General features: G+C 34.9%; 19 protein-coding genes and 1 pseudogene. 15 read left to right on the forward strand and 5 right to left on the reverse strand.

The annotated features are described in order from the left end of the window. From B4C08_RS04895 to B4C08_RS04915, 5 genes and pseudogenes are all read left to right on the forward strand, one after another. Nucleotides 1-422 (forward strand): annotated as a pseudogene (locus tag B4C08_RS04895) (ketol-acid reductoisomerase); the annotation flags it as partial. A 121-nt stretch (nt 423-543) separates the two neighbouring features. Beyond that, the gene (nudC, locus tag B4C08_RS04900; RefSeq protein WP_296663582.1) at nt 544-1332 is read left to right on the forward strand and encodes an NAD(+) diphosphatase; all 789 of its coding nucleotides are present in this window, start codon (nt 544-546) and stop codon (nt 1330-1332) included. A 75-nt stretch (nt 1333-1407) separates the two neighbouring features. After that, entirely contained in the window at nt 1408-2922 is a 1515-nt protein-coding gene (locus B4C08_RS04905) for a phosphomannomutase/phosphoglucomutase (protein ID WP_296663586.1), read from the forward strand. A 112-nt stretch (nt 2923-3034) separates the two neighbouring features. Then, entirely contained in the window at nt 3035-3247 is a 213-nt protein-coding gene (gene rpsU, locus B4C08_RS04910) for a 30S ribosomal protein S21 (RefSeq protein WP_013700886.1), read from the forward strand. Between the two features lie 90 nt (nt 3248-3337). Then, on the forward strand, nt 3338-4045 hold the full coding sequence (locus B4C08_RS04915; protein ID WP_296663589.1) for a tRNA-uridine aminocarboxypropyltransferase: 708 nt from the start codon (nt 3338-3340) through the stop codon (nt 4043-4045). A gap of 13 nt (nt 4046-4058) precedes the next feature. On the opposite strand, the gene B4C08_RS04920 is transcribed toward B4C08_RS04915, so the two are convergent. After that, the gene (locus B4C08_RS04920) at nt 4059-5168 is read right to left on the reverse strand and encodes a hypothetical protein (RefSeq protein ID WP_296663592.1); all 1110 of its coding nucleotides are present in this window, start codon (nt 5166-5168) and stop codon (nt 4059-4061) included. Nucleotides 5169-5286: 118 nt separating this feature from the next. On the opposite strand from B4C08_RS04920, the gene B4C08_RS04925 reads away from it, so the two are divergent. Beyond that, nucleotides 5287-6033: an acyl-[acyl-carrier-protein] thioesterase gene (locus B4C08_RS04925; protein WP_296663595.1), complete on the forward strand. Its 747-nt coding sequence runs from the start codon at nt 5287-5289 to the stop codon at nt 6031-6033. 4 nt (nt 6034-6037) lie between these two features. On the opposite strand, the gene B4C08_RS04930 is transcribed toward B4C08_RS04925, so the two are convergent. From B4C08_RS04930 to B4C08_RS04945, 4 genes are all read right to left on the reverse strand, one after another. After that, a complete protein-coding gene (locus B4C08_RS04930) occupies nt 6038-9835 on the reverse strand; it encodes a UvrD-helicase domain-containing protein (RefSeq protein ID WP_296663598.1) in 3798 nt (1265 codons plus the stop codon). Next, entirely contained in the window at nt 9832-12711 is a 2880-nt protein-coding gene (locus tag B4C08_RS04935) for a PD-(D/E)XK nuclease family protein (protein ID WP_296663602.1), read from the reverse strand. The genes B4C08_RS04930 and B4C08_RS04935 overlap by 4 nt, the downstream gene beginning before the upstream one ends. Nucleotides 12712-12884: 173 nt before the next feature. Continuing rightward, on the reverse strand, nt 12885-13196 hold the full coding sequence (locus B4C08_RS04940; protein WP_295798431.1) for a hypothetical protein: 312 nt from the start codon (nt 13194-13196) through the stop codon (nt 12885-12887). A gap of 608 nt (nt 13197-13804) precedes the next feature. After that, the gene (locus B4C08_RS04945) at nt 13805-15865 is read right to left on the reverse strand and encodes a methyl-accepting chemotaxis protein (protein WP_296663605.1); all 2061 of its coding nucleotides are present in this window, start codon (nt 15863-15865) and stop codon (nt 13805-13807) included. Between the two features lie 163 nt (nt 15866-16028). Here B4C08_RS04945 and B4C08_RS04950 point away from each other — a divergent pair, with 163 nt between their 5' ends. From B4C08_RS04950 to B4C08_RS04990, 9 genes are all read left to right on the forward strand, one after another. After that, the gene (locus tag B4C08_RS04950) at nt 16029-17249 is read left to right on the forward strand and encodes a CobW family GTP-binding protein (protein WP_296091262.1); all 1221 of its coding nucleotides are present in this window, start codon (nt 16029-16031) and stop codon (nt 17247-17249) included. 56 nt (nt 17250-17305) lie between these two features. Beyond that, on the forward strand, nt 17306-18346 hold the full coding sequence (locus B4C08_RS04955) for a hypothetical protein (RefSeq protein WP_296663608.1): 1041 nt from the start codon (nt 17306-17308) through the stop codon (nt 18344-18346). Beyond that, the gene (locus tag B4C08_RS04960; protein WP_296663610.1) at nt 18343-19059 is read left to right on the forward strand and encodes a helix-turn-helix domain-containing protein; all 717 of its coding nucleotides are present in this window, start codon (nt 18343-18345) and stop codon (nt 19057-19059) included. The genes B4C08_RS04955 and B4C08_RS04960 overlap by 4 nt, the downstream gene beginning before the upstream one ends. A gap of 69 nt (nt 19060-19128) precedes the next feature. After that, a complete protein-coding gene (gene pth / locus B4C08_RS04965) occupies nt 19129-19791 on the forward strand; it encodes an aminoacyl-tRNA hydrolase (RefSeq protein WP_296663612.1) in 663 nt (220 codons plus the stop codon). A 15-nt stretch (nt 19792-19806) separates the two neighbouring features. Then, complete coding sequence (mazG, locus tag B4C08_RS04970; RefSeq protein WP_296663618.1) at nt 19807-20643, forward strand: nucleoside triphosphate pyrophosphohydrolase; 837 nt, start codon at nt 19807-19809, stop codon at nt 20641-20643. 51 nt (nt 20644-20694) lie between these two features. Then, complete coding sequence (locus tag B4C08_RS04975) at nt 20695-21306, forward strand: ATP-dependent Clp protease proteolytic subunit (RefSeq protein ID WP_295799903.1); 612 nt, start codon at nt 20695-20697, stop codon at nt 21304-21306. 10 nt (nt 21307-21316) lie between these two features. Continuing rightward, nucleotides 21317-22246, forward strand: coding sequence for a GNAT family N-acetyltransferase (locus B4C08_RS04980; protein WP_296663623.1), 930 nt, complete (start codon nt 21317-21319; stop codon nt 22244-22246). 70 nt (nt 22247-22316) lie between these two features. Further along, the gene (locus tag B4C08_RS04985; protein WP_296663627.1) at nt 22317-23177 is read left to right on the forward strand and encodes a DbpA RNA binding domain-containing protein; all 861 of its coding nucleotides are present in this window, start codon (nt 22317-22319) and stop codon (nt 23175-23177) included. After that, a complete protein-coding gene (locus B4C08_RS04990; protein ID WP_296663633.1) occupies nt 23174-23839 on the forward strand; it encodes an MBL fold metallo-hydrolase in 666 nt (221 codons plus the stop codon). The genes B4C08_RS04985 and B4C08_RS04990 overlap by 4 nt, the downstream gene beginning before the upstream one ends. Nucleotides 23840-23947: the final 108 nt, after the last annotated feature.

Below are 23947 nucleotides of genomic sequence, written 5' to 3' on the forward strand. Positions count from 1 at the left end.
AGGAATATTTCGACAAGGGAATTCTGCTTGTAGCAATGGTAAAAGCAGGATGTGAGCTTGCATTCGAGACAATGGTTGACGCAGGAATCAAACCTGAATCAGCTTACTACGAATCATTGCACGAAGTTCCGCTCATCGCAAACCTGATTGACCGCAAACGCCTCTACGAGATGAACCGCGTAATTTCAGACACAGCGGAATACGGATGCTACCTGTTCAGCCGCGTTGCAGCCCCGATGATGGCGAAAGACCTTATGCCGAAACTCCACACAGACGTTATCGGAAAAGGACTCGACCTCAAGGACACAAGCGTGAACAACACCCAGCTCGTTGAAGTAAACGCAGAAATCCGCAACCACCCGATTGAAGTTGTCGGACGCAAACTTAGAAGCTACATGACAAGTATGAAACCAGTTTTGTAATTTAATTGTAAAACTAATTCACACTTGAACTTTTGCAAAATCTTTTGCTAGACTAAGACCGTCATTTTTGTGGCGGTCTTTTTTTGTTGATGCCGTTTTAAAAATTGACTGGAGAATTTTTATGCCGATTATTACAAAGCCAAATTCTTTTGAAGCAGATTATTTTTTTGTTTGCAGAGGAAATGAAATTCTAGTAAAAGACAATTCTTTTATTTCAAAAAAGGAGTTTGAATTCTTTGCAAATGAAACTTTTTCAGACGACTGGTATATAGAAAAAAATCTTTCATGCGCCGCAGCTTTGGCTAAAGAAAATCCTTTAGTTCCTGAAAACTGCAAATTTATTTCCGTCCGGCAATTTTGTTTTGAGCATAAAGAAATCGCATTTCTCGCTTCAAGAGCCTCAAGCATTTTAAAGCAAAGGAGCAAATTCAAATTCTGCCCTTCATGCAAAGAAAAATTAATTGATGACGAAATTGAATCAGCAAAAAAATGCCCGGAATGCAAAACAAAATTTTTTCCGCGGATAGAGCCAGCAACAATAACGCTCGTTTCCAAAGGAGAAGAAATTCTTCTTGTAAAAAATAAAAATTCCGCATACAAAAATTACGCCTGCGTTTCAGGCTTTGTTGAACAAGGAGAAACTCTTGAGCAATGTGTCGCACGTGAAATAAAAGAAGAAACAAACATTGAAGTTCAAAACATAAAATACTGCGGAAGCCAAGCCTGGCCATTTCCAGATCAGCTCATGCTAGCGTTCACTGCAGAATACAAAAGCGGCGAAATAAAAATTCAAGAGTCTGAAATCCTTGAAGCCCGCTGGTTTAAAAGAACTGAACTTCCGCCAGAATCACAGCTGCCGTGTCCAGGTTCTGTAGCATGGAATTTGATAAATGGAATTTTTAAAAGCTAAAAAGAACAGAGTTTGACCACCGCAAAAAAAATATATAGAATAAAAAAAATTTTGAAATTTCTAAAGAGGAAAAATATGTCCGAACTTAATTTGATGAAACTGCAAAACGGAAGCGATGTGCGTGGAATTGCAATAGAAGGCGTTGAAGATGAACATGTAAATCTTACAGATGAAGCAGCAAACTTAATAGGCCAGGCATTCGCTTTGTGGCTTGAAAAAAAATGCGGAAAAAATGCAGCCGAACTTAAAATTGGAATTGGACGAGACGCACGCATCACGGGAGAAAAACTTGCGCTTGCCGCTGCGGAAGGAATTTCTTCAACTAGCGCAAAAGTTGTAAACTGCGGACTTGCAACAACGCCGGCAATGTTCATGTCGATTGTTTTTGACAAGACAAAGTTTGACGGCTCACTTATGATTACTGCAAGCCACTTGCCATTCAACAGAAACGGAATTAAATTTTTTAATGCAGACGGCGGACTTGAGCATGAAGACATCGAGGAAATTTTAAAAACCGCACAAAATCTAACTCTGCAAAAAAACTCATCTCCGTTCACGGAAACTTTCGACTTGCTTTCACTTTATGCGGAACATTTAAAGCAGACAATTTGCAAAGAACTAAATTCAACTGAATCAGAAAAACCGCTTTCAGGATTAAAAATTGTTGTCGATGCAGGAAACGGAGACGCAGGATTTTTTGTAGACAAAATTTTAATTCCGCTAGGGGCAAACACAGAAGGAAGCGAATTTCTTGAGCCAAACGGAATGTTTCCAAATCACATTCCAAATCCAGAAAACAAGCAGGCAATGCAGGCAATTCAAAAAGCCACAGTTCAAAACAAAGCAGATCTTGGTTTGATTTTTGACACAGACGTTGACAGAATGAGCGCGGTTTTTCACACAGGAGAAGAAGTCAACCGTGATTCTATAATCGCACTTTTTTCAGCCATACTTGCGCCAGATTTTCCAGGCAGCACAATTGTAACCGATTCTGTAACAAGTGATCGCCTGACTTTCTTCCTTGAAAAAAAACTTGGACTAAAACATCTTCGCTATATGCGCGGATATAAAAATGTAATTGACAAATGTCGCGAGCTTAACGAAAAGGGAATTGTTTCTCCGCTTGCAATGGAAACTTCCGGACATGGAGCTTTAAAAGACAACTACTATCTTGACGACGGAGCTTTCCTTGCCGTAAAACTTATTTCATCACTTGCAAAAGCTTCCAAGGAAAACAAAAAAATCGAAAGCTTTATTTCAGAACTTCCGCCGGCTGGAATTGAAGCGGAATACAGATTTAAAATCAAATCAGAAGATTTTAAGCAATACGGAAAAAAAGTCCTTGAAGAATTCAAATCGCGCGCAATAAAAAGCCACTTTGACCTTCCTGAAAATTTTGAAGGCGTGAGAATTTCATTCCATGACAAAAATGCAGAAGGCTGGCTTTTGTTACGTCTTTCACTTCACGATCCTGTAATGCCGCTCAATATTGAAGGAAAAACGCAAAAAGACAAAGACGAAATTGTAAAAATAGCAAAGGAGCTTGTTTCAGGCTTTGAATTGCTAGACACAAGCGTTTTAGACAGCTAAAAAAAAATGCGGAATTTGCGCAAAAAGCATTTACCACATTGACATTATTCGTTTTTTTATTCATAATTTAGTTCCCTGCGATATTTCGTTGGTGAGGATGGTGAACAAAGACATGGCAACAATCAATGTTGATGAGAATGAAAACCTCGAAAAGGCAATCAAACGCTTCAAGAGAATGGTTGAAAAAGAAGGCATTATCCGTGAATACAAAAAGCGCGAATATTACGAAAAACCTTCTACAATCCTCAATCGCAAAAACAAATCATTGGCTCGTAAGCTTTTGAAAAAAAACCACAAGCCGCATGATTCTAAATCAGCTTACTAATTGTGATTGAAGCCCTGGAATTTTCCGGGGTTTTTACATTTTAAAACAAGCAAATAAAATTAAAATTTCATTAAAAAAAAAGAGGAGCTTATGAAAATTCAGGATGACAATGAAAATTACAGGCAGCTTTGCTTTAAATGTATGCGACCTGTTTCTTCATGCTACTGCAAATACACAGCTCCTATAAACTGCGGAATTAAATTTGTATTTCTAATGCATCCAAAAGAGGCAAAAAAGCAACGCACAGGAACAGGACGCTTAGCATCTCTTTGTCTTCCCGAAAGTGAGATTCTTATGGGAATCGACTTTACAAAAAACAAACGCCTAGAACAACTTTTAAATGACCCGCAGTATTATCCTGTTTTGCTCTACCCTTCACCAGATGCCTGGACTTGCAGCAAAGAAGGATTTAAAGAAACAATACAAGGAAAAAAACTGCTTGCAATAATCGTGGATTCAACTTGGTTCTGTTCAAAAAAAATATTGCGTTTCAGCACAAATATAAATTCTCTGCCTAAATTTTCATTCACTGGAAACTACAAAAGCATTTTCACTTTTAAGCACGAGCCGCAGGAATATTGCGTTTCTACAATTGAAACTTGCTACTATCTGATTAAAGAGTTGCAATCAACTGAAATCGTGAATAAAGAAATTTCGCCAGAGCCTCTTATGACAGTTTTTAAGCAGATGATAAAATTTCAGCTTCAAAAAGAAAACGACCGCATAGAAGGCAAAATTCCAAATAGCCATGCAAAAGACTGGAAATACACACGCAAAAAAGAAATTCCAAACTTCTAGCAGCCGACTCTTTTTATTTTTTTATATACGGAATATCTGAGTTCTTATAGCCCGGAGTTGCAGTTTTTGCAACAATCCAACAGTCTTTTCCGTTTACTATAGGCTGACCGTTTTTATATGATGCAATGGCTTCCTTTAGATTTTGGCGTGAAAGACTTTTTGTTGGTGAAATGTTATCGCAGCAAACTGCATTTTCAAGATAAGCACCGCCTTGCCATATTTCGCTTTCTGAAACAACAGAGGCAAAATCAGAAATTCCTTTTTTCCATTCGGTGCAATCTGATTTTGCAAAAACAACAGCATCAAGAATTTCAGAAGTATTGGAATTTCTTAAAACAACTATATCACTAGCAGCAAACGGTTTTTTTGTACATCCGCTCCACAAGTCCCTAGAAGTATCGCAAGAATCCTCATGCGTAGAAAGCCTTAAGTTATCCTCAAGTTCATTGTGCATTCCCTCGCCATCAAGACCTTCAGCAATAATCATTCTCATGTGCATGGTAACATAATCGCCTTCTTTTACTTCAACTGCAGGAAGAACAAATTTTGTTTTGTCGCCATTTGCCGCACTCACAATTTCAAGTCCAGAAAGATTTCCGTCTTTTAAAACATAAAGCTCCACGAACTCGCTGCGATGAACTTTTTCCCCATTTGAAGTTTTAGTTCCATAAGCATTTCTAAGTTCCGTAATTATAACTTTTGCAGGATTGCTGTTGAAGCCCTTAAATGGAACACTGAAAGTTAAAGAATTTCCTGATGAATCAAAAGCCATGCCTTCAACTTTGTAATCAATTCCAATTACAGTTTCGTTTTGAAACTCAAGCAAAACTGAATTTTCTTCATATTTACATTCTGCATTTCCCAAGCTTGAAATTTCATTTGTCAAAAAAAGCTCTGTGTTTTTCAACTCAACTTCTCTTGAAAAATCTATGCGCGCAGAATTAGAAGAAGTGGCGCAAAACTTTGTTATCTTGGGAACAGAAAAATCCCCAGACAAAAGTTCAAGACTTTCAACAGAAGAACGGCACGACATAGGACAAACAGAAAAAGTAACAGCAAACAAAAGTCCCGTAGAAACAAAAAACACCTGAGTTAATTGTTTTACAAACCGATTCAATTTCATAAATCCCCCTATATATTTTTTTTTAATGCGTTAAGCACTCTTAATATTTTTATTACTTAAAAATAAAAAAAAATGCATTGTGATTCCATTTTTACAAAAAATTCATTAAACTTTTTTTATGGAATATAAATCGTTTTTTGAAGAAAATAAAAGCATTTTTCATGTTCAGTCAAATATTTATTTCAGCCAATGCAACGCAAACAAAGACTTGAGCCTGCACGAGCTTTTAAAAATAACTTCTGATATTGCAGTTGAAGATTACAGGCAACGCGGAATGTCGCGTGAAATTTTAAAAGATAGAGGATTTGGAATTCTTGTTTCACGGTGCTCATATAGAATTCATCAATGGCCAAAAGAAAATCAATTTATAGAAGTTGAAACTTGGGAAGAAAAACCGCAGGCTCTTCAACTTATGCGCGGCTATAAAATTCTTGATGAAAATAAAAATGTTTTAGTTTCTGGAAAATCATCGTGGCTTTTAGTCGATATAAATGAACGCAGAATTCTTCCAACAAAAAAATTTGCGCTAAGAACTCCTCCTGAGTTTTGCATTGAACTTGACTGCGACAAGCCGGACAAAATTCTTCAGCCTGAAAAAAGAGAGCTTTGGGACACACGAACAATAAAGTTTTCAGACTTGGATGCAAATGGGCACACAAACAATTCAAGATACGCAGCATTTGTTGAAGATGCAATTCCAGAAGAATTCCGCGCAAGAAAACCAAAAGATTTCAAAATAAATTTTGCAAAGGAAGCAATGCTCAATGATAAAGTTGAAATTTTCGGCTTTAAAGAAGAAAATAAAATAACGTTCCTTGGGAAAACGCCAGAGTCAGTTTCTTTTGAAGCAATCATTTCATATTAAAAAATCATATAGTATAAGCTGAAATATCAATTTCCTTGTCGTAGCGAAGATAATAAAGAAAAGTTTTTATGTCTTTTGCATCGACATGGAATATTTCAGAAGCGGCTTTACGATAACAAGAAAGCTGTTCAATATAAAGTTCTGGCTTTGCAATGCGGTCAGTTTTATAGTCAACTATAAAGAGTTTTTGATCTAAGTCCTGAAAAATCAAATCCATTGAGCCCGTAAAAATCGTGTCATCCATAAGAAGCTTGAATTTATTTTCAGCTTTGCATAGACGATTTGAATTTTTTGCATCTGCAACTTTTTTTCCAAGCTCACTTTTTTCAAAAGCCTCACACATAGAAACCACAGTCTTTAAAAGAATTTCTTTGGCCTTTTGATTTTCAGAAAGTTTCTTTGCAACAATTCTGTCAACAAAGTTTTCAGCATTCAAAATATTTCCTGTAGAAACAAAAGATTCAAGATAAGAATGCGCAAGTTTTCCAAAGTCAGCATAGTTAAATTCACTAGAAGCAGAATCCTCTTCATTGTCTTCTGAATCACCAACATCTGGCTTTAAAATCAAATCAACAGAAGAATATTCTTCATTTATTTTAAATGCGTTGTCTATTTTTACAGTTGTTTTTGGAAGCAGTTTTTCAAGACCGCTTGGCGTTTGGGTTTTATCAAAAAATTCCAGAGGAAAATTAATGTCTTTTTCAAAAGGAATTTTGTCATAGAAAGCAGAAAACAGTTTTATTTTTTCTTGTCTAAGTTCATCTAAATTTATTTTGTCATCTGCACGGACTTTTGTAGAAACAGGATTTATCTTTATAAAATCAAAAGGAGCGCCATTTTTATTAAACACAGGTTCATTGCAATAAGACTCAAAAGAAAAATCATTATCGGCATAAAGTTCTTTCTGATAATAGAAGCGGCAAAGTTTATGCATCAAGGAAAGAGGACCATCATATTTTTTTTCAGCGTTGTCAGAGTCGTCAAACTTTTTTAACTCCTTGCTTCTTGAAAGACTTCCAACCAAATGCACGTCTTCTTCTGCACGTGTAATGGCAACATAAATTTTTCTCTTTTGCTCAGCAAGTTCTCTTAAAGCTGAATCTTCTTTTTGCCGCACCGAAAAATAATTTCCGCCTTCGCCCAAAGCGCATAAAGAAACTCCAGTCGCATTTTTCCCATCAAATCCGTCTTCATCAAAGAAAAAAGTTCCTATTGTCTGCGCCTTAGGATTTCCCCAGATTCCAATAACAAAGACATGCCTAAACTGCAAACCTTTACTCTGATGAATTGTCATAATTTTTACAGCATCTGGTTTTTCAATCGGATAAGAAATTTCTTTGAGTTCAAGCTCAACACTCTCATCATTCATATAAGACGAAATTTCTTTTTTCTTTGCAATTCCGAGCTGATCAACAAACCAAGAAATACTTTTTCCTTCGTTTTCAGCCTGACGCGCAGTTTCATAAAGCAAATCAAACTGCTCTGAATAAAGAGAGAGATTTCTGTTTAGAATTGTTTCAAAATAATATCCAGTTTTATACCACAAAAGTTCAAGTGATTTTGTAAGGCTTTGAGAAAGAATGTCATCTCGCAGTTCTTCATAAAAATTTTTCGCAGCTAAATATTTTTTCATATCAGAATCAGAAAGAAAGAGCGAATCATTTTCTTCAAATGCAGAAAAAAGAATTTCAGAATTTCTTGTTTTTTTAACTGATGATGACAAAATATTTTGAACACCTTGCATGCTTATTCCGGCAAATGGTGAAGAAAGAAAAGCCGCAAATGCATTTGAATCTGAAGGATAGACGCAAAATCTTAAAAAACAGTAAAAATCATTTACAATTCCTTCCGAAAAAACATTTGTCTGCCGATCAACTGTGTAAGGAATATTGAAAATAGAAAGATACCTTTGCAAATAAAATCTTCCTGAGCGAGAATTATCCAAAATTGCATAATTGTTAAAGTTGGAATCATTTTTTGAAAGCTCATAAATTTTTCTAGCAATAAAATACGCTTCTGTTTCCTCTTTACTAAGGCACTTTCCGTAGTTTACAAAATCAGAAAAACTGCTTCCATCTTCATTTTCACCTGTATTTAAAAGACATAAATGAACAGGAACATTGTTTGCACTAACGGAAGCAGGAAGTTCATTTTTTTTCAAAGCATTGTGCTTGTATTCAGCTTCATAACTTTTTACATTTGCAATTCCATTTTCTTCTGAATAAAACAAAGATGGAATTTCTGTTTCATTCAAAGGCTGATTGTTATTACAGTTTCCAAACATCAGATTAAACGAGTAAAGCAAAGGAACAGAAGAGCGGTAATTGTTCGTCATGTTCAAGTTGACATTTTCTTCACAACCAGAATTGTCCTTTAAAGATTTTTTCAACTCATTAAATACGCTTACATCTGCTCCTCGGAACTTATAAATTGACTGTTTTTCATCTCCAACAAAGAAGAGTTTTTCTGTGGAAATATTTTTTTCAAGCTCAATAAAAAATTCAGTTTCAGTTTTATTTTCGACTAAAAGCTCTTTGCCATCATTTTCAGAAATAAGAAACAAAAGCTCCTTGTTTTTTTTGTTGTTATCCTGAAACTCATCTATCATTATTTTTTTTATAAGATTTTTCTGCTGCTTTCTGATGTCCGGCTGCTCAATAAGAATCCTTAAAGCCAAATCACCAACATCTTTAAAAGAAAGATTTCCAGAAATGCGCTTGGTATTATTTACTTCTTCAAGAAATTCATCGAGGAGCTCAAACATTCTTTTTTGCGCAGAAAAGTTTTTTATAAAATTTACAACAGAAACAACAATAGGAATTGTTTCTCTTATTTTTTTTATAATTTCCTTTATTTCTTTTACGGATCCTTTGCTTCCGCCTTTGTTCATGTTTATTGAGCAAATAGAATTTATACTTGAACAAAAATCTTGTGCAATTGCAGAAAAAGAATTTGCATTTTTTTCATCTAAAGAATCAAGCAAAAAATTATTTTTGACTTCTTTAAAATCATTTTTATCAACTAATTCTTTTAACTCACTTACAAAAGTATTTTTTTCATCAGATTCATTTAAAAGCAATTTTAAATCTTCAAACTGAGATTTTATAGAATTTTCATTTTCGTCAAAAAAAGAATTCCATTCTTCAATTATTTGCGCCTTTTGTATTTGAAAATTATCCGAGAAAAAATTTTTACGAGTGGCAACAGAAGTACATTTTAGCACTGGAGCAGAAAAATAATTTGCCGCAAAATCTTCAATTTTTCCAGGCATAGAATAAACGTTAAAGCATTCTTCTGTTCTATGCTTTAAAACAAACGGAAGAGCAGCATCTTCAACTGCACGATCACAAGATGAAGAACCAGTTGTAAAGTCAGGACGAATTCCATAGCGGCTAGCAGCAATTCTTACAAGAGAACCACTGTAAGCATCAAGTGTTTGAATCTTAGCATCTGCAAATTCATCCAATGCTCTTTTTGCAAGTTTTACCTGTTTTGGATATTTATCATTATCAAGAAACTTTACAAATGCATTAAGTTTTTTATATATTCGGTCATAAATTTCAGAAGCCGCTTCTTTTGTAAAAGTAAGAGCTAGAATATTTTTTATACGTATATTTTCATCAGTCATAAGTAAAAAAGCATAACGCAAAGCAAGAACATCGGTTTTTCCAGAACCAGCGCCTGCAGAAACAACTGCGTTATCTTTTTTTGTTATTGCCTTAATCTGAAAAACATCAGGCGACTTGGAGCTAGCTGGATTTTCAGTTAAAGGTTCATTTAAAAAATTATAATCAATTCTCATAAAATTTCCTTTCTTGCAATATTAAATGATGTTCTGCAAATTGAATTCAATCCGCACTTCATGCAGTCTTTGTAAACATTTACACCGTGCTCTTTATCCATTTGAAAATTCTTAGGCTCAAAGTCAAATTCAGAAGATTTCTCATAAAAGTATTCTGCAAAAATTTCAAACTCTGACAAAGTTTTTTCAAACCCTTCTCTATCTGTGTTATGGCTTCTTGCACTCGGCAGTTTTGAAATAATTTGCACAACATCAAAGTTATCCGCAGAATCTTTTTTTATTTTGTAAAACATGGCAGAACAAACTTTCATTTGGTTGTTTTCCAAAAGTTTTACGTACGAAGCCATTTGAAAATCTCCTAAGACTGGAATTGAATCCGCATTAAAAATGCAATCTTTTATAGAGGGCGCAGAACCAGTTTTGTAATCAATGATAAAAAGCTCGTCAGGTTCATCAGGATTCAATAGCGCACAGTCAATTTTTCCAAAGAAATCAAACCGATCTGAATTACAAGGAACCTCTTTCTCAAACTCAACTCCTTCAATAAAATAGCCTCCAAAACTTTTGTTTCCTTTTTTGCTAGAATAATCCGGCAACGCGCAAAACTGCCTGAAAAACAAAAATACATTTTTACAGATAAGTTTCTTTTGGCTTTCAATAATCTTAAGAGCAAGCATACTTCTTGAAAATCCTGCATGAAGTTTAGCTTCTTCAAAAGCAGAACAAATCAACTGTTCAATTTGCACAGAAATCTCATCATTGAATACAGGAATCTTTCCCTGATAAATTCCGTTCTTATCCTGAAATTTTTTACATACAAGTTCAATCATTTTATGAACAAGTACACCAGCTTCATAATTTTTTATAAGGTCTACATCTAAAGAATCCTCTTTTAAACTCAAAACTTTTGTAAAAATGAATTTTCTTGGACAAGGAAAAAAACTTTTCAATTCAGTTTGAGAAATTTTTACTCTTTCAAGATTTGAATTCTTTCCTTTATCTTTTAGCTCTGCATTGATTTTATTTTTTAGTGAATCAGACATAAAAGAAGAATCACCTGATACAAAAATAGTTTTCCAGTTATAAAAAGATTTCTGCTGCATTTCTGAAAAAACACGATCCGAAACAATGCCGTCTTTAAAATCATTTTTTTCATTATTAATAAAATCAAATTGCTCAAGATTTTTTTCATCTGATTGCTCACAGGAGTCAAGCGCAGTGTGCATAATCGCAGAAGCAGAAAATGTTTTTTTTGACGCAGAAAAAAACACCTGCTTGTTTTTTAAACTTCTTTGCTGGGTACAATAGAGTTTTATAAAATCAACAGAAGCATCTTTTTCATTTAATTCAAGCAACGCACGTTTTTCAACATCATTTATAAATCCAAGTTTTCTAAAAGGAACAGAAATATCTTTTTGGGTTGCATTTATTACAAACTGATATTCAAAATCCGCGCAAACAGAAAGTCTATAAGGAAAAATATTAACTCCATATTTTTTTTCATTAGGTGTATAAGTTTTTTGATTGATTTCATTTATAAAAAAATCAAATACAGAATTTAATTTGTAATTTATTTTTGAAAGATAATCATGTTCAATAGACACAAGGTTGTTTAAGTCAGTAATTATCCGTCCTAGAATTTTATCTGTTGTCTTGTAACGTTCTTCATTAAACTTTTTTTCATCAACAAATTTATTTTTAAAATTGTCCCATGCAAATTTCAGTTTTTGAAAACTAGATGCATTTTCAAATTGCAAAACAGTATCTTTGATTTTTAGATAAAATTCTTTTTCTGCACTTCCATCATCAAGTGAAGAAAGCCATATATCATTTATAGATTTTCCTTCTTCATAGCTGCATACACATCTTTTTTCATTTCCAACTCTTACAAGACGCTCATTTAAATCAAAATTTTTCCATGGAATATATCCATCAAGCAAAAATGAACGCACACTGTCATAAGAAAAGTTAGAAGAAGCGCAGTCTTTTATTTTCTGAAAAATATCTCCTCCGCAATTTTTTGTATATGGAACTCCGGCACGCACAGTGAACGGAACAGAATAAATTGAAAGTTCTCTTTCCAAATAAGGTCTAATGTTTTCTAAGTCTGGAACATTGACAGCCACTGTACGCAAATCAATTTTTTCAAGATGAAGCTGTCTAAGCCTAAGAGCGAGCATTCTAATTTCTTTTCGAGCATCATTATAAAAAACACATTTTCCAGTCTGCTCATTTTTGGAAATACAAACCAATGTTACATTTTCTTCTGCACAAAGAATATTTTGGAATTCTGCAAAGTCTTCAAGAATCTCTGGATAAAAAATAAAAATATGCTTTTTATTCTTCTTGAAATTTGAATCCAGATAAGAAGGCTCGTAAAAATTGTTCTGTGCCAAAAATTCTTTGTAAAGCTCAAAAAGCTTTTTGTAGTCATTATCCTCATCATCAGGAATTTTTCCTAAAGCGCAATATTTTTCAAACTGCACATTCCAAAGTTTTAATGACGGAAGAATCTTTGAAATCCAGTCTGTAAAGCTAAAAACATTGTCTTTGAACTCTGGCGCAGAAGAAACAATTCTTTTAAAGAAATGCTGCTCATTGTTTTCTAAAAGAATTTTTTGAACAAAAACTTTTCGTACAACAGGAGGAATGCAAATAAGATTTTCATCGGCAGCCTTTAAATAATCTGACTTAAATTTATCCCATGCTGTAAACTGATCAAGGTTAAAAGCTTTTACTCTAGATTCATTCGTATTTTTTATAGCCCAGTTTATCCAGCTTGTTTGAACAACATCAGTGGGAAAGACAAAAAGCGAATTAATATTCTCTATATTTGCCGCAATAACTTCTGAAATCTTATCTTCACTAAAATTCATAGACTAATAATATAGCACATAATTTCTTATTTTTAGACAAAAAGTAGATTTTCACAGAATTTTTTTTCAGTAAAGTGTTTTTTTTCTAAGAAAATAAATACATTATAAAATAAAGCAGGCTGTCTAAAGGCTTGTTCCTATTAAACAGTCTGCTGCTTAGTTTTAAATAACCGCTATTTCTTGCCAGCTATTCCAAATTCCTGCCATCCCGTCTGTGGAATAGTCAGTTTTACACGCTTTCTTGCATCCCTGATATGCAAATCTAGTCTTCTAGTTTCTTCAGCAATGTCCAAAGTACAAGTTTTTAGATCAGACTTAAGCTTCTCCTGCTTGCTGTCAAGATTCTGAAGATTTGCAACAATGCTATCAAGTTCCAAAGCCTTCTCTTCTCCTAAGCTTACACTTGCAAGCTCCTCTTTGTGAGCCTTAATGCCAGCTGACATCAGCCGTGCGTCGCTCATTTTCTGTGCAAACGTATTGCCCATTGTTCTTCTCCTTTAAAAAATTAAGACAAAGACCTCTCTTTAGAATTAATTTTTTAAGCCGCTTCGAAAAATGTTTTACGAAGCATAAGTTGATAAATAGTTTGCAACGCAAACTTTAAAGGATTAAAATCAACAGAAGTTCTGTCAATTTCCATTTACTCTCCTTTTTTAGATTTCAACCTAGAAACCGATAATAAAAAGGTAAAAAAACTTTTAGGAATTTTCAAGGAAAAATCAAAATTTATTAAAAAAAACATTTAAAAATTACAAAATAAAAAAATCAACAATAAAAGAGGCTATTGCAGGCAAATCTAAAGAAGAATTAACTATTATTAAAGCCAAAACACTTTGACTTTTACTAAAAACACTTGTTTCCAGCTCAAATTCATCTGTTTTTTAAAGAAAAATACTTGTTTTTAGTGTAAAACTAGATATCTTTTCTCTAAAACCATCTGTTTTTAGAGAAAAAACACATATATTTAGTCATAAACTAGATGGTTTTATATAGATACAAGTATTTTTTCTAACAAATTACAAAAGCCAGAAAACAAACAATGTCATTTTCCGGCTTTTGCAACTTATTCAACAATAAATTTTTTTGTATTCTTTTATACTTTGAACAAATCTACTTCGTTTCCAAGTTTCTTTATAGACTGAGCCATAAGACTAGAGATTCCAGACAAGGCATTTCCTGTTTCATTTATTTTTCTTGCGCCAGCGGACATTTCGCTCATTCCTTGTTTCATGCTCAAAGTTGAATCTTGCAAAGTTTTTATCTCATTTAGAATAGCCTTGCCGCCTTCTGACATTTGCTTAGAAGATTCCCTTACTTGCACAGTGCTGTCATTCATTTGTGTAAGCGCAAGAGAAATTTGCCGAGAGCCTTCGCCTTGCTCCTGCATAGCATTTTTTATTTGTGATACAAGATTGTTTGTCTCTACCATTTCATTTGAAACAGCAGAAAAAGTTTCGGATGCAATCTTTGAGGCAGAAACAATCTCTTCAATTCCATCGGTTATTTTTTGCAGCTGCTCTCCAATTGTCTTTGACTGTTCAGATGAAGTTTCAGAAAGCTTGCGGATTTCATCTGCAACAACACTAAAGCCTTTTCCAGCTTCACCAGCGTGGGCAGCTTCGATAGCCGCATTCATGGCAAGAAGATTTGTCTGTTCTGCAATGCTTGAAATAACAGCATTTGCTTCCTGCAAAGACTGAGATTCGCTTGCAATTACAAGAATTCTTGAATTAACATCATCCTGCTTTTGCACACCCTCAGAAGATTTTTTTTCAAGACTTTCAAATGAATCAGCCATCTTTCCAACAGAAGAATTTACAGAATTTATATTGCCTATCATCTGCTCAACTGCCGCAGAAGCTTCTGTAACACAAGCAGACTGACTTTCAATCATATTATTCAGGTTGTCGATTCCTATGGAGATTTTATCAAGAACATTTGTAGTTTGATCTACGCTCTCGGAGTTGCTGTTTATGCCAGTTTCGACATTCTTGATATTGGAAATTATCTGGCTTATAGAAGTTGCTGTATCTTGAGTTCCGGCATCCAAATCCGAGTCCACTTTTAGAAGTTCATCTTTCAAATGTTTTATAGCAATAATTATATTTTGCAGTTTTTCCATAAAAGTATTAAAGCTGATTATAATTCCGCCTATTTCATCATTGCTCGTTTTCTTAAGCTCAATTCGCTTGGTCAAATCCGCATTTCCAGAAGCAATTTTATTTATAGACTGTTCAAGAACAATAAGAGGCTGCGTCTTGCGGATTAAATTAACAATAACGCCAGAAATTACAGCAATTCCGATGATAAAGTTTGAAATAACTATAATAGAAATAATTTTTCTAAAGATGCTAAGAACTTCTGCCTCGGAAATAACTATGCAGTTGCGCCAATCACTTCCTTCAACTATGGAATAGAAAAGGTAATATTTTCCGTTGGCAGTATTTATAATGCCGTTTCCATTTACACTTGAATTAGAAAGAATTTTCTTTGCATCTTCTGTCGCAAAAAGCTTATCAACCTCATTAGAATTTCCAGAAGAAGCTATCATAAGTCCAGTTCCAGAAATAAGAGCAGAAACTCCCGTATTTCCAAGTTCCGTATTTTCTACAAAACGGCTCAAACGCTCCGAAGTTGTTACTCCAGAGAAAAATCCGATTGTTTTTCCATTAACTTTAAGCGCGCGGTTTATATGAATAACTAATCTTCCAGAAACTTTAGATGGACTAGGATTGTCTACAAATGAATCAGCCCCATTTTGCATTATGGCTTTAAAATAATCACGGTCTGTTACAACTGTGTGAGTTCCCATGTCAGATTTAAAGTTTCCATCTTGATCAACAAAAGCTACATAATCAAACCATGACCTTCTTAAATATGAATGGCTTTGCAGCCAAGAAACTATTTCAGTCGGATCTTCAGTTTTGCAAATATCAGCATTTACATACACGTCCATTCCGATTTTAGACTTTTCAAGAACTGAAGCTATTTCAGAAGAATAAGACCTTGCAAGCTCTGAATACTTAGAATAAGCGTCTTCCAGCAAGTCTTTCCTTATTAAATTTACAATAACAACAAGCTGAATGACAACTAAAAACATTATAATAAGAGATGTCTGTATTCCAATTGAGACTGAAAGTTTTCCTTTTTTCATATTTTCACCTCTAAAATATTCTAAATGTTATATTATTATAAATCTATATCGGTAAAAAATCAAAAAATTCAATAGCTTAGAAAAAGTATTGTTTCTGTTTAAATTTGTCTTTTTGTCTAAAATTTAGTATTATCTTTTACAAAACATATTTATAGAGGCATTTATGAAGAAATTAACACCTATAACACTCCTATGCGGTTATCTTGGAGCAGGAAAAACAACTCTTCTAAACAAAGTTCTTTCAAATCAGGAAGGATATAAAGTCGCAGTTATTGTAAATGACATTGGCGAAGTAAATTTTGACGAGAAACTTATTGCCGACGGGGCAAAAATTACAGACACATCAAGCATTGTTCCTTTAACAAACGGCTGCATCTGCTGCACACTCAAAACTCAGCTTGCCCAGAATATCGAAAACCTTATAAAAAGCGGAAAATTCGACTATATCATGATTGAAGCAAGCGGTGTATGCGAGCCAATGCCTATAGTCCAGGAGCTTGAAACAATAAAGAACGGAAAAGTTGACAATGTTGTAGGCGTTGTTGACGCGGCACGCCTTGTAGACGAATTTGCAGGCGGAGATAAACTCTTAAAAAAGGATTCCATTGAAGAAGAAGACGTGGAAAGCCTTCTTGTTCAGCAGATTGAATTCTGTTCTACACTTGTAATCAACAAAAAAGACTTGGTTTCTGATGAAGAATTTAAGAAAGTACGCAAAGTTATTGAAGTTCTTCACCCAGGTGTAAAAATAATTGAAACAAGCCACGGAAACGTAGATGTAAAGGAAATCATGGGAACAAATTCCTTTGAATTTGACAGTGTTTACGCAAGCGCAGGCTGGTGCAAGCATCTTGAAGAAGACGAAGTTGAAGATGAGCATCACGAAGAACACCATCACCATGAGGAAGAGCATGATGAACATGAAGAACATCATCACCACGAACACGAGGAGCACGAGCATGAAGGACACGAGCATCACCATCATCACGAGCACCGCCATGAAGGAGAAAGCGAAGACGAGTACGGAATAGGAACTTTCATTTATTATAGAAGAAAACCATTTGACCGCCAGCTTTTGGACGAATATGCAAACACATGGCCTCGCAATATAATCCGTTGCAAAGGTCTTATGTGGTTTGCAGACGAACCAGAGATGGCTTGGGTGTTTGAAACATCCGGCAGACAAATTCAAGCTGGCTATTCTGGACAGTGGGTTGCGGCTTGCTCTCCTGCCGAACAGAAAAAAATCCTTGAAGAAAATCCAAAAATAAAGGATGAATGGGACAAAGATGTAGGCGACAGGATGATTAAACTTTGCATAATTGGCCAGAATTTGGACAAGGAAAAGATTTCCGCAGAACTTGACAAATGCCTTGCAAAATAAAAACACATTCAGCAGTTTATTGCATTTAGGCTGCTGAAACTACATGGAATATATTTATGAAAGAAGATTTTGCAGATAAATATCACAGAATTCTATGCAAAAAAACGCCGGATTTTCTAAGTAAATATATTTCATTGCCTATTTTAAAACGTCTTGAAGGCGTTGGACTTTTATGCGGAACCGACTGGACGCCTCTTTTTCATAACAAGTTCTTTTATTCACGGCTTGATCATTCAATAGGAACTGCTCTGATTGTTTGGAACTTTACAAAAGATAAAAAGCAAACTATATCTGCCCTTCTTCATGATGTTTCAACACCTGCATTCAGCCACGTTTCTGATTTTAAGAACGGAGATGCTCTTACACAAAGCAGCACAGAAAATTTAAATGCGCAATTAATAGAAAATGATTCAAAGCTTCTTGAATTTTTAAAGCAAGACGGAATAAATGTTTCAGAAGTAAGCGACTATCATATATATCCTATCGCAGACAATGAAATTCCCGGATTAAGCGCAGACCGTTTGGAATACATGTACCCGAGCGGAGCGGCATTGGATTCGGTTTGGACTTTAACAGAAATAGAAAACAGCTACAATCACATAAATGTCTTGAAAAATGAAAAGGAAATTCCAGAGCTAGGCTTTTTAGAAGAAGGCGAATGCTTGATTTATACAAAAAAATTCATTCAAACAAGCATGATTCTTCAGCGAAACGAAGACAAAATCGCAATGCAGCTTATGGCTGACATACTGAAACTTGCAGAGGAAAGCAAAATCATAAAACCAAATGAACTTTTTACACTTTCCGAAAAAGAAATTATAGAATTATTTACAAAATCAGCAGAAGAAAATCCTTCTTGGAAATTTTCAAAATACTTTAGGACATTTAGAGGGATGAAAAAGATTTTCCGTTCTGAAACTAAAATGAAATGCTTTTACTGTGTCAATTTACAAGTAAAAAGACGCTATATAAATCCGCTCGTCAAGACAAAAAACAGCATAAAAAGAATTTCAGAAGTAAACAAAGAAGCAAAAGAAATTATAGAACAGTTTTTACACTTCAATGACACAAAATTCGGTTGTCTGGAGTTTCTATGATTCAATGGAAGCCACGGAAAATAATCTTTATAGGCAACCAGACACCTCTTTTAAAGATTCTTGCAAAAGAAAATGAAACAGAAGTAATTTCATCTGTTAGCTTTCTTTCTACTGTAGCCACAAGGTTTACTCCAGATTTGATTGTTTTTGACAGCATACAAGATGCGGACATTCTTGAAGTGCGGAAAAATGAAAAACTAATCTTTGTTCCAGTTCTAATTACAGCAGAAAACTTTAAAGAGCTTAACAATCTAAATTCAATCTCTGATTTTTCAAATGTAATTATATGCAACCAGTCTGTTTCACAATGCAGCGAATTCGTTGAACGATTAAAAAATCTTATGTCAAAAAAGCAGCCTGTTCTTCCTTCCAGAACAGGTTCTATTGTAAAATATGCGATTCTTTATATGAACAAAAATCTTTCTAAAAAAATCAGCAGAAGTACACTTGCAGACCAAGTTGGAGTTGATCCAGACTATCTTACACGTATTTTTCATAAGGAAATGGGTATTGGAATTTCTGCATATCTTAGTCTTTTCAGATTAGAAGAAGGTCATAAACTTCTTTCACTTACAGGAATGAAAATTCAAGATATTGCAAAGGAATGTGGATTTTCAAACCCGGCATATTTTATAAATTCTTATCGTGCAAGATTTGGAATTTCGCCTGGCACAGTAAGAAAAGAAGGGCTTTCATCTTTAAATGCTTTTTAGCAATCTCGTTTTTCTTTCAATTTTTTTCAGATTATTGAATTCAAAAGTTTTATAGCCTATAATGCATGCATGATTCAGCTAATTGCATTTTTAGGAAACTACGGAAAAGAATATTCAGGCACAAGGCATAATGTTCCCTGGATTTTTGAAGAACAACTTCCGTTTGCGTCAAAAATTTCTTGGCAGACAAAGCATAAGTCAGAATTTTCTTGTGTTGACTATTCAGATTGTTTAAACTGGCTAAAGGACTTTTCACTTATAAAGCCAAGACAAGACGGAACTTTGCCATTAGCTTCAAATGCTCCGGATAAAATTTACTTTATGAAGCCTTTAACTTATATGAATTTAAGCGGAGAGGCAGTTGGAGAAGCAGCCCGTTTCTTTAAAATAAAACCGGAAAACATTCTTATTCTGCATGATGAGATTGAACTTCCGCTTGGAACACTTAGCTTAAAGTGGTCAGGGGGTCTTGGAGGACACAATGGACTTCGCTCAATAAAAGAGCATCTTGGAACTGCGGATTTTTGGAGGCTAAGATTTGGAGTTGGAAAACCAGTCCACGGAAGTGTTGCTGATTTTGTCCTAGGCTCATTTTCAGAAGATGAAAAAATAGCACTTTCACAAGTTTTTTCACAGGCAAATGTTCTTTTTTCAAAAATTTTAACTTCAGCCCAGCCAGAAAAGCTCATTCCTGAATGGGGAAAGAAAAAAGTTATTCCAGAAACAAATTAAAAGAAAAGTTATTTTATGGAAAAATCAGAACTTACAAAAAAAATAGAAAATCTTTCATTGCAGGCGGCTTCATTCAACAGGCTTTTTGAACTTGCAAATATTCTGCGCAAAGAATGTCCTTGGGATAAAATTCAGACACCGCAGACATTAAGAAGCACTTTAATAGAAGAAACATTTGAAACTGTTGACGCAATAACAGAAAAAAGCCCAAGCCACGTGCGTGAAGAGCTCGGCGATGTGTTTTTCAATCTTATTTTCATAGCAAAATGCTTTGAGGAAGAAAATGAATTTACAATTGACCAAGTTTTAAATGAAGTCTGCGAAAAACTTATCCGCAGGCATCCGCATATCTTTGAAAATACAAACGAAATCAAATCTTCAACAAAAATCCAAAGCGCATCAGATGTAAAAGCGCAGTGGGATAAAATAAAAGACAATGTGGAAGGCAGAAAACAGGAAAGCGCAATTGATTCTGTGCCTAAAGGATTTCCTCCGCTTTTAAAAGCATTTAAAATTCTAAAAAAAGCATCTAAAGCAGGCTTTGACTGGCGTGCAACAGAACAAGCCTATGATAAAGTGGGAGAAGAACTGACCGAAGTAAAGGAATCTTCAATAGAAAACACAGAAGAGGAAGTTGGAGATTTGCTTTTGTCATGTGTAAATTTAAGCCGCAAGCTTAATATAGATCCGTCAGTTGCGCTTGAAAGAGCCATAAACAAGTTCAGCTCAAGATTCAAGTTTGTTGAAAAAAGCATGAAACGTGAAAATCTTGAAATGAAAGCCGAAAATGACAGTAAAATGATGGAATTTTGGAAATCAGCAAAAATTATTGAAAATACAGAAGATTTATAGTATATTTTTAGCATGACTGTTCTTTATATTGCAGTCTTTTTTGGAGTAAAAATGATCAAAAAAATTGATGGCATCGTTTTGGAAGATGAAAAAGAGGAAAAAAAAGCTGAAAATGCAGCTCCAGATCCTCTTGCAGAAAAATTTTTAAAGACAAGACAGATACTTTTAAGCGGCGAAATCTGCGAAGAACTTGCAGAAAAGATTATAAGGCAGCTTTTAATTCTTGAAGCAGACAATGACAAGCCAATTTATATTTACATTGACAGTCCTGGCGGAGATGTTTATGCAGGATTCGCAATTTTTGACACGATCCGCTTTATAAATGCGCCTGTTTATATAATTGGAACAGGTCTTATTGCAAGCGCGGCAGCATTGATTCTTCTTTCTGTTCCAAAAGAGCGCAGGCTTGGTCTTCCGCATTCAAGCTACTTGATCCATCAGCCTTCAAGCGGAATGAAAGGTGTTGCAACAGACATTGAAATTCATGCGGCAGAACTTGCAAAGACACGCACAAAAATAAATGAGATAATTTCAGAGCAGACAGGAACTTCATTGGAAAAAGTTTCAAAGGACACTGACCGAGACTACTGGCTAAACTCAGAAGAGGCGGTTCAATATGGACTTATCTGCAAAGTAATTACAAATCGAAAAGATTTAGGCTGATTTTTTCAAAATGATATTCGAACTTACAGATTCCATAAAAAATGACATCATGTTTGCCATGGAAGACCAAAATTCTCAAAGTGTTTTCGATGCTATGGAAAATAAGGTTGTAAGTTTCGTAAAAAACTTTGATAATCCGGCAGAAGACTTAAAAATAGATGAAAACAAAGTCTATTCCTTGCCAAACTGGACAAGCGATGACGGTTTTGATCTTATGGAAGCCTTTTCAGAAAGCTGCCGTTCACCTTTAGCGAGGAATGAATTAAAAAGATGCTTACAAAGCAGAAGGGGGGTGTTCAGAAATTTTAAGAATATTCTAAAAGCGTATCCAGATGTTGAAAAAAGATGGTTTGCATTCAAGACAAAGAAAATGTTTTCTAAAATCAACGAATGGTACAATGACTTGCGCGAGACTTGGGGACTTGAGCTTCTTGAAGAAGATTCCGCAGATGAAACGGAAGAACTTGTTCGGAATGATTTTGAGTTCAAGGAATACGATTCTGCCAAGGACAAGGAATGCGTTGATCGTGCAGTTGAAATAATGGCAGAAGAATATAAAAACAGCTTTGAAGGCGAGATTGGAATTTCCATTGCTGCAATGTGGCGTTACCAGTCAGCTTTTTCTAAAAATGAGAATAAGTATGGTTTTGTTTGCTATTCCCATTTAAAAGAATTTTTGGGCTGCATTTTATTTTCATCATGTCCGTCCTCGGCAAAAAGAACAGCTATAGTTACTGATTTTTTTGTCTTTCAGAATTACCGTGGCTTAGGCATAGGAAAGGAACTTTTCCAAAAATGTCTGGAAAAAGCAAAAAGCAACGGAATTCAGTGGGTTTTATTTTCAAATACAATTATTCTGGAATCCATGGAGCATTTGTTAAGCCAGTTTTCTTTTGAAAAGCTAGGATCCGGCTATATTGTAGATTTATTAAAAGATTAATTTTTTATTCTGAAAAGCCATGCAGCGGCAGATTCAGAAAAGAGCCTTAGTTAGTTACAGGAGTTTGATTATGGCATACAACAATAACCGTGAAGGTTTTAAATTGAATGAAGAAAACATCGCATCGTTTTTGAAAGATGCAGTAAACCGCGTAGAAAAAGCAAGCAATGCAGAAATTGAAACACTAAAGCAGATTAAAAAGCTTTTCAAAAAAAATGTTCCTTTTTCACGCAGAAGCTATGTAGCAGCATTGCTTATCAAAAATGCAACTTCAGGATTCAAGAGCAACCGCTTTAATCGCACAGAAAAAACAGAAAAGTTCGGACGCTCAGACAGAAATGAACGTTTTTCAAGAAACGAAAGCCGCCAGTCAGAAAGAAATTCAGAGGAACGCAAGGAACGCGCAGAAAAAACTCCACGTGTAACAATCGATCCTTCTGTTGCAGACACAATTTTTATAAGCGTTGGAAGAAGCCGCGGAGTTTTCCCAAGAGATTTAGTCGGACTTCTTGTAAGCGTTGCAGGTCTTGAACGTTCACGAATTGGAGAAATCAGAGTCCTTTCAAATTATTCTTTTATAACACTTTTTGCGGAAGACTGCGATAAAACTATCAAGGTGTTGAATGAATATGAATACCGCGGAAGAAAATTAAGCGTAAGCTATTCACGCAAAAAGGATGAAAATGAAGTTTCTGGAACAACAGAGCAAGTTTCAGCAGAGCCTGCTATTTCAGAAGAAACAATACCTGCAAACGTTGTAAATGACGCGCACACAGACACATCGGCAAATACAGAGGAAGCAAAGATTGCAGCGGAACAGAGCGCATTCGCAGCTTCAATGAACAATGCTCCAGTTGAAGACAAGCCATATTCAGAAACAACTGATGACGGTCAGGTAAAGTCTCACTTTGGAAACGGTGAAGCATATTGATTCATGTCATACAAACAGGACCTTTCAGTGTTAACACTTACATTGTAAAACTTGAAGGTTCTGACGCATTAATTGTAGATCCAGCCTGCTGCAAATTCTCAAACGATGAAGAAAAGTTTTTCTTATATTTGGAGGAAAATAATCTTGTTCCAAAAGTTATATTTTTAACCCACGGACATTTTGATCATGTGGCAGGACTGAATGTAATAAAGCAAAAATTTCCTGATGTGAAAATCCTTATTCATTCAAACGACGCGCATTTTATAGGAAACGGAAGTGAAATTTTGCAAAGAATTTCACTTGAGCCAATGAATTTTCTTGAATTTTTGCCGTTTGTTTCAAATCTTCCAGAACCAGATTTCTTAATCTCTGACAGCACAACTCTTTCTTCTTATGTAAAAAATATTCCGCTTCTTGAAAACTGGAAAATTCTTCATACGCCTGGACACACAAAAGGTTCTTGCTGCCTATACAATCAAAATGAAAAAATTCTGCTAAGCGGCGACACAGTTTTTCACCGTTCTTGTGGCCGCACGGATCTTTTCAGCGGAAGCGATGCGGATATGAAACAGAGCCTGAATAGAATTTACACAGAACTTCCAGAAGACACAAAAGTGTTTCCTGGACATAATTACTACGGCTTTACGCTCGGAAAAAATTGAAACAAACATTCTAACTGTCATTCTCGTGCCACAGACACGGGAATCCATTTTCTGTGATTTTTCAACGTCATATTCGGCCATATAACTTTCTTTTTAAATTTCTACAAA

The organism is Treponema sp. UBA753, from assembly GCF_002297325.1.
Lineage (GTDB): Bacteria > Spirochaetota > Spirochaetia > Treponematales > Treponemataceae > Treponema_D.

Bases quoted from the DNA above. Each gene is read 5' to 3' on its own strand.
- B4C08_RS04925 (WP_296663595.1), top strand. From the start codon at position 5,287: ATGGAATATAAATCGTTTTTTGAAGAAAATAAAAGCATTTTTCATGTT.
- B4C08_RS04975 (WP_295799903.1), top strand. From the start codon at position 20,695: ATGATCAAAAAAATTGATGGCATCGTTTTGGAAGATGAAAAAGAGGAA.
- B4C08_RS04945 (WP_296663605.1), bottom strand. From the start codon at position 15,865: ATGAAAAAAGGAAAACTTTCAGTCTCAATTGGAATACAGACATCTCTT.
- B4C08_RS04980 (WP_296663623.1), top strand. From the start codon at position 21,317: ATGATATTCGAACTTACAGATTCCATAAAAAATGACATCATGTTTGCC.
- B4C08_RS04950 (WP_296091262.1), top strand. From the start codon at position 16,029: ATGAAGAAATTAACACCTATAACACTCCTATGCGGTTATCTTGGAGCA.
- B4C08_RS04930 (WP_296663598.1), bottom strand. From the start codon at position 9,835: ATGAGAATTGATTATAATTTTTTAAATGAACCTTTAACTGAAAATCCA.
- mazG (WP_296663618.1), top strand. From the start codon at position 19,807: ATGGAAAAATCAGAACTTACAAAAAAAATAGAAAATCTTTCATTGCAG.
- B4C08_RS04955 (WP_296663608.1), top strand. From the start codon at position 17,306: ATGAAAGAAGATTTTGCAGATAAATATCACAGAATTCTATGCAAAAAA.
- rpsU (WP_013700886.1), top strand. From the start codon at position 3,035: ATGGCAACAATCAATGTTGATGAGAATGAAAACCTCGAAAAGGCAATC.
- pth (WP_296663612.1), top strand. From the start codon at position 19,129: ATGATTCAGCTAATTGCATTTTTAGGAAACTACGGAAAAGAATATTCA.
- B4C08_RS04985 (WP_296663627.1), top strand. From the start codon at position 22,317: ATGGCATACAACAATAACCGTGAAGGTTTTAAATTGAATGAAGAAAAC.
- B4C08_RS04905 (WP_296663586.1), top strand. From the start codon at position 1,408: ATGTCCGAACTTAATTTGATGAAACTGCAAAACGGAAGCGATGTGCGT.
- B4C08_RS04960 (WP_296663610.1), top strand. From the start codon at position 18,343: ATGATTCAATGGAAGCCACGGAAAATAATCTTTATAGGCAACCAGACA.
- B4C08_RS04935 (WP_296663602.1), bottom strand. From the start codon at position 12,711: ATGAATTTTAGTGAAGATAAGATTTCAGAAGTTATTGCGGCAAATATA.
- B4C08_RS04915 (WP_296663589.1), top strand. From the start codon at position 3,338: ATGAAAATTCAGGATGACAATGAAAATTACAGGCAGCTTTGCTTTAAA.
- B4C08_RS04940 (WP_295798431.1), bottom strand. From the start codon at position 13,196: ATGGGCAATACGTTTGCACAGAAAATGAGCGACGCACGGCTGATGTCA.
- nudC (WP_296663582.1), top strand. From the start codon at position 544: ATGCCGATTATTACAAAGCCAAATTCTTTTGAAGCAGATTATTTTTTT.
- B4C08_RS04920 (WP_296663592.1), bottom strand. From the start codon at position 5,168: ATGAAATTGAATCGGTTTGTAAAACAATTAACTCAGGTGTTTTTTGTT.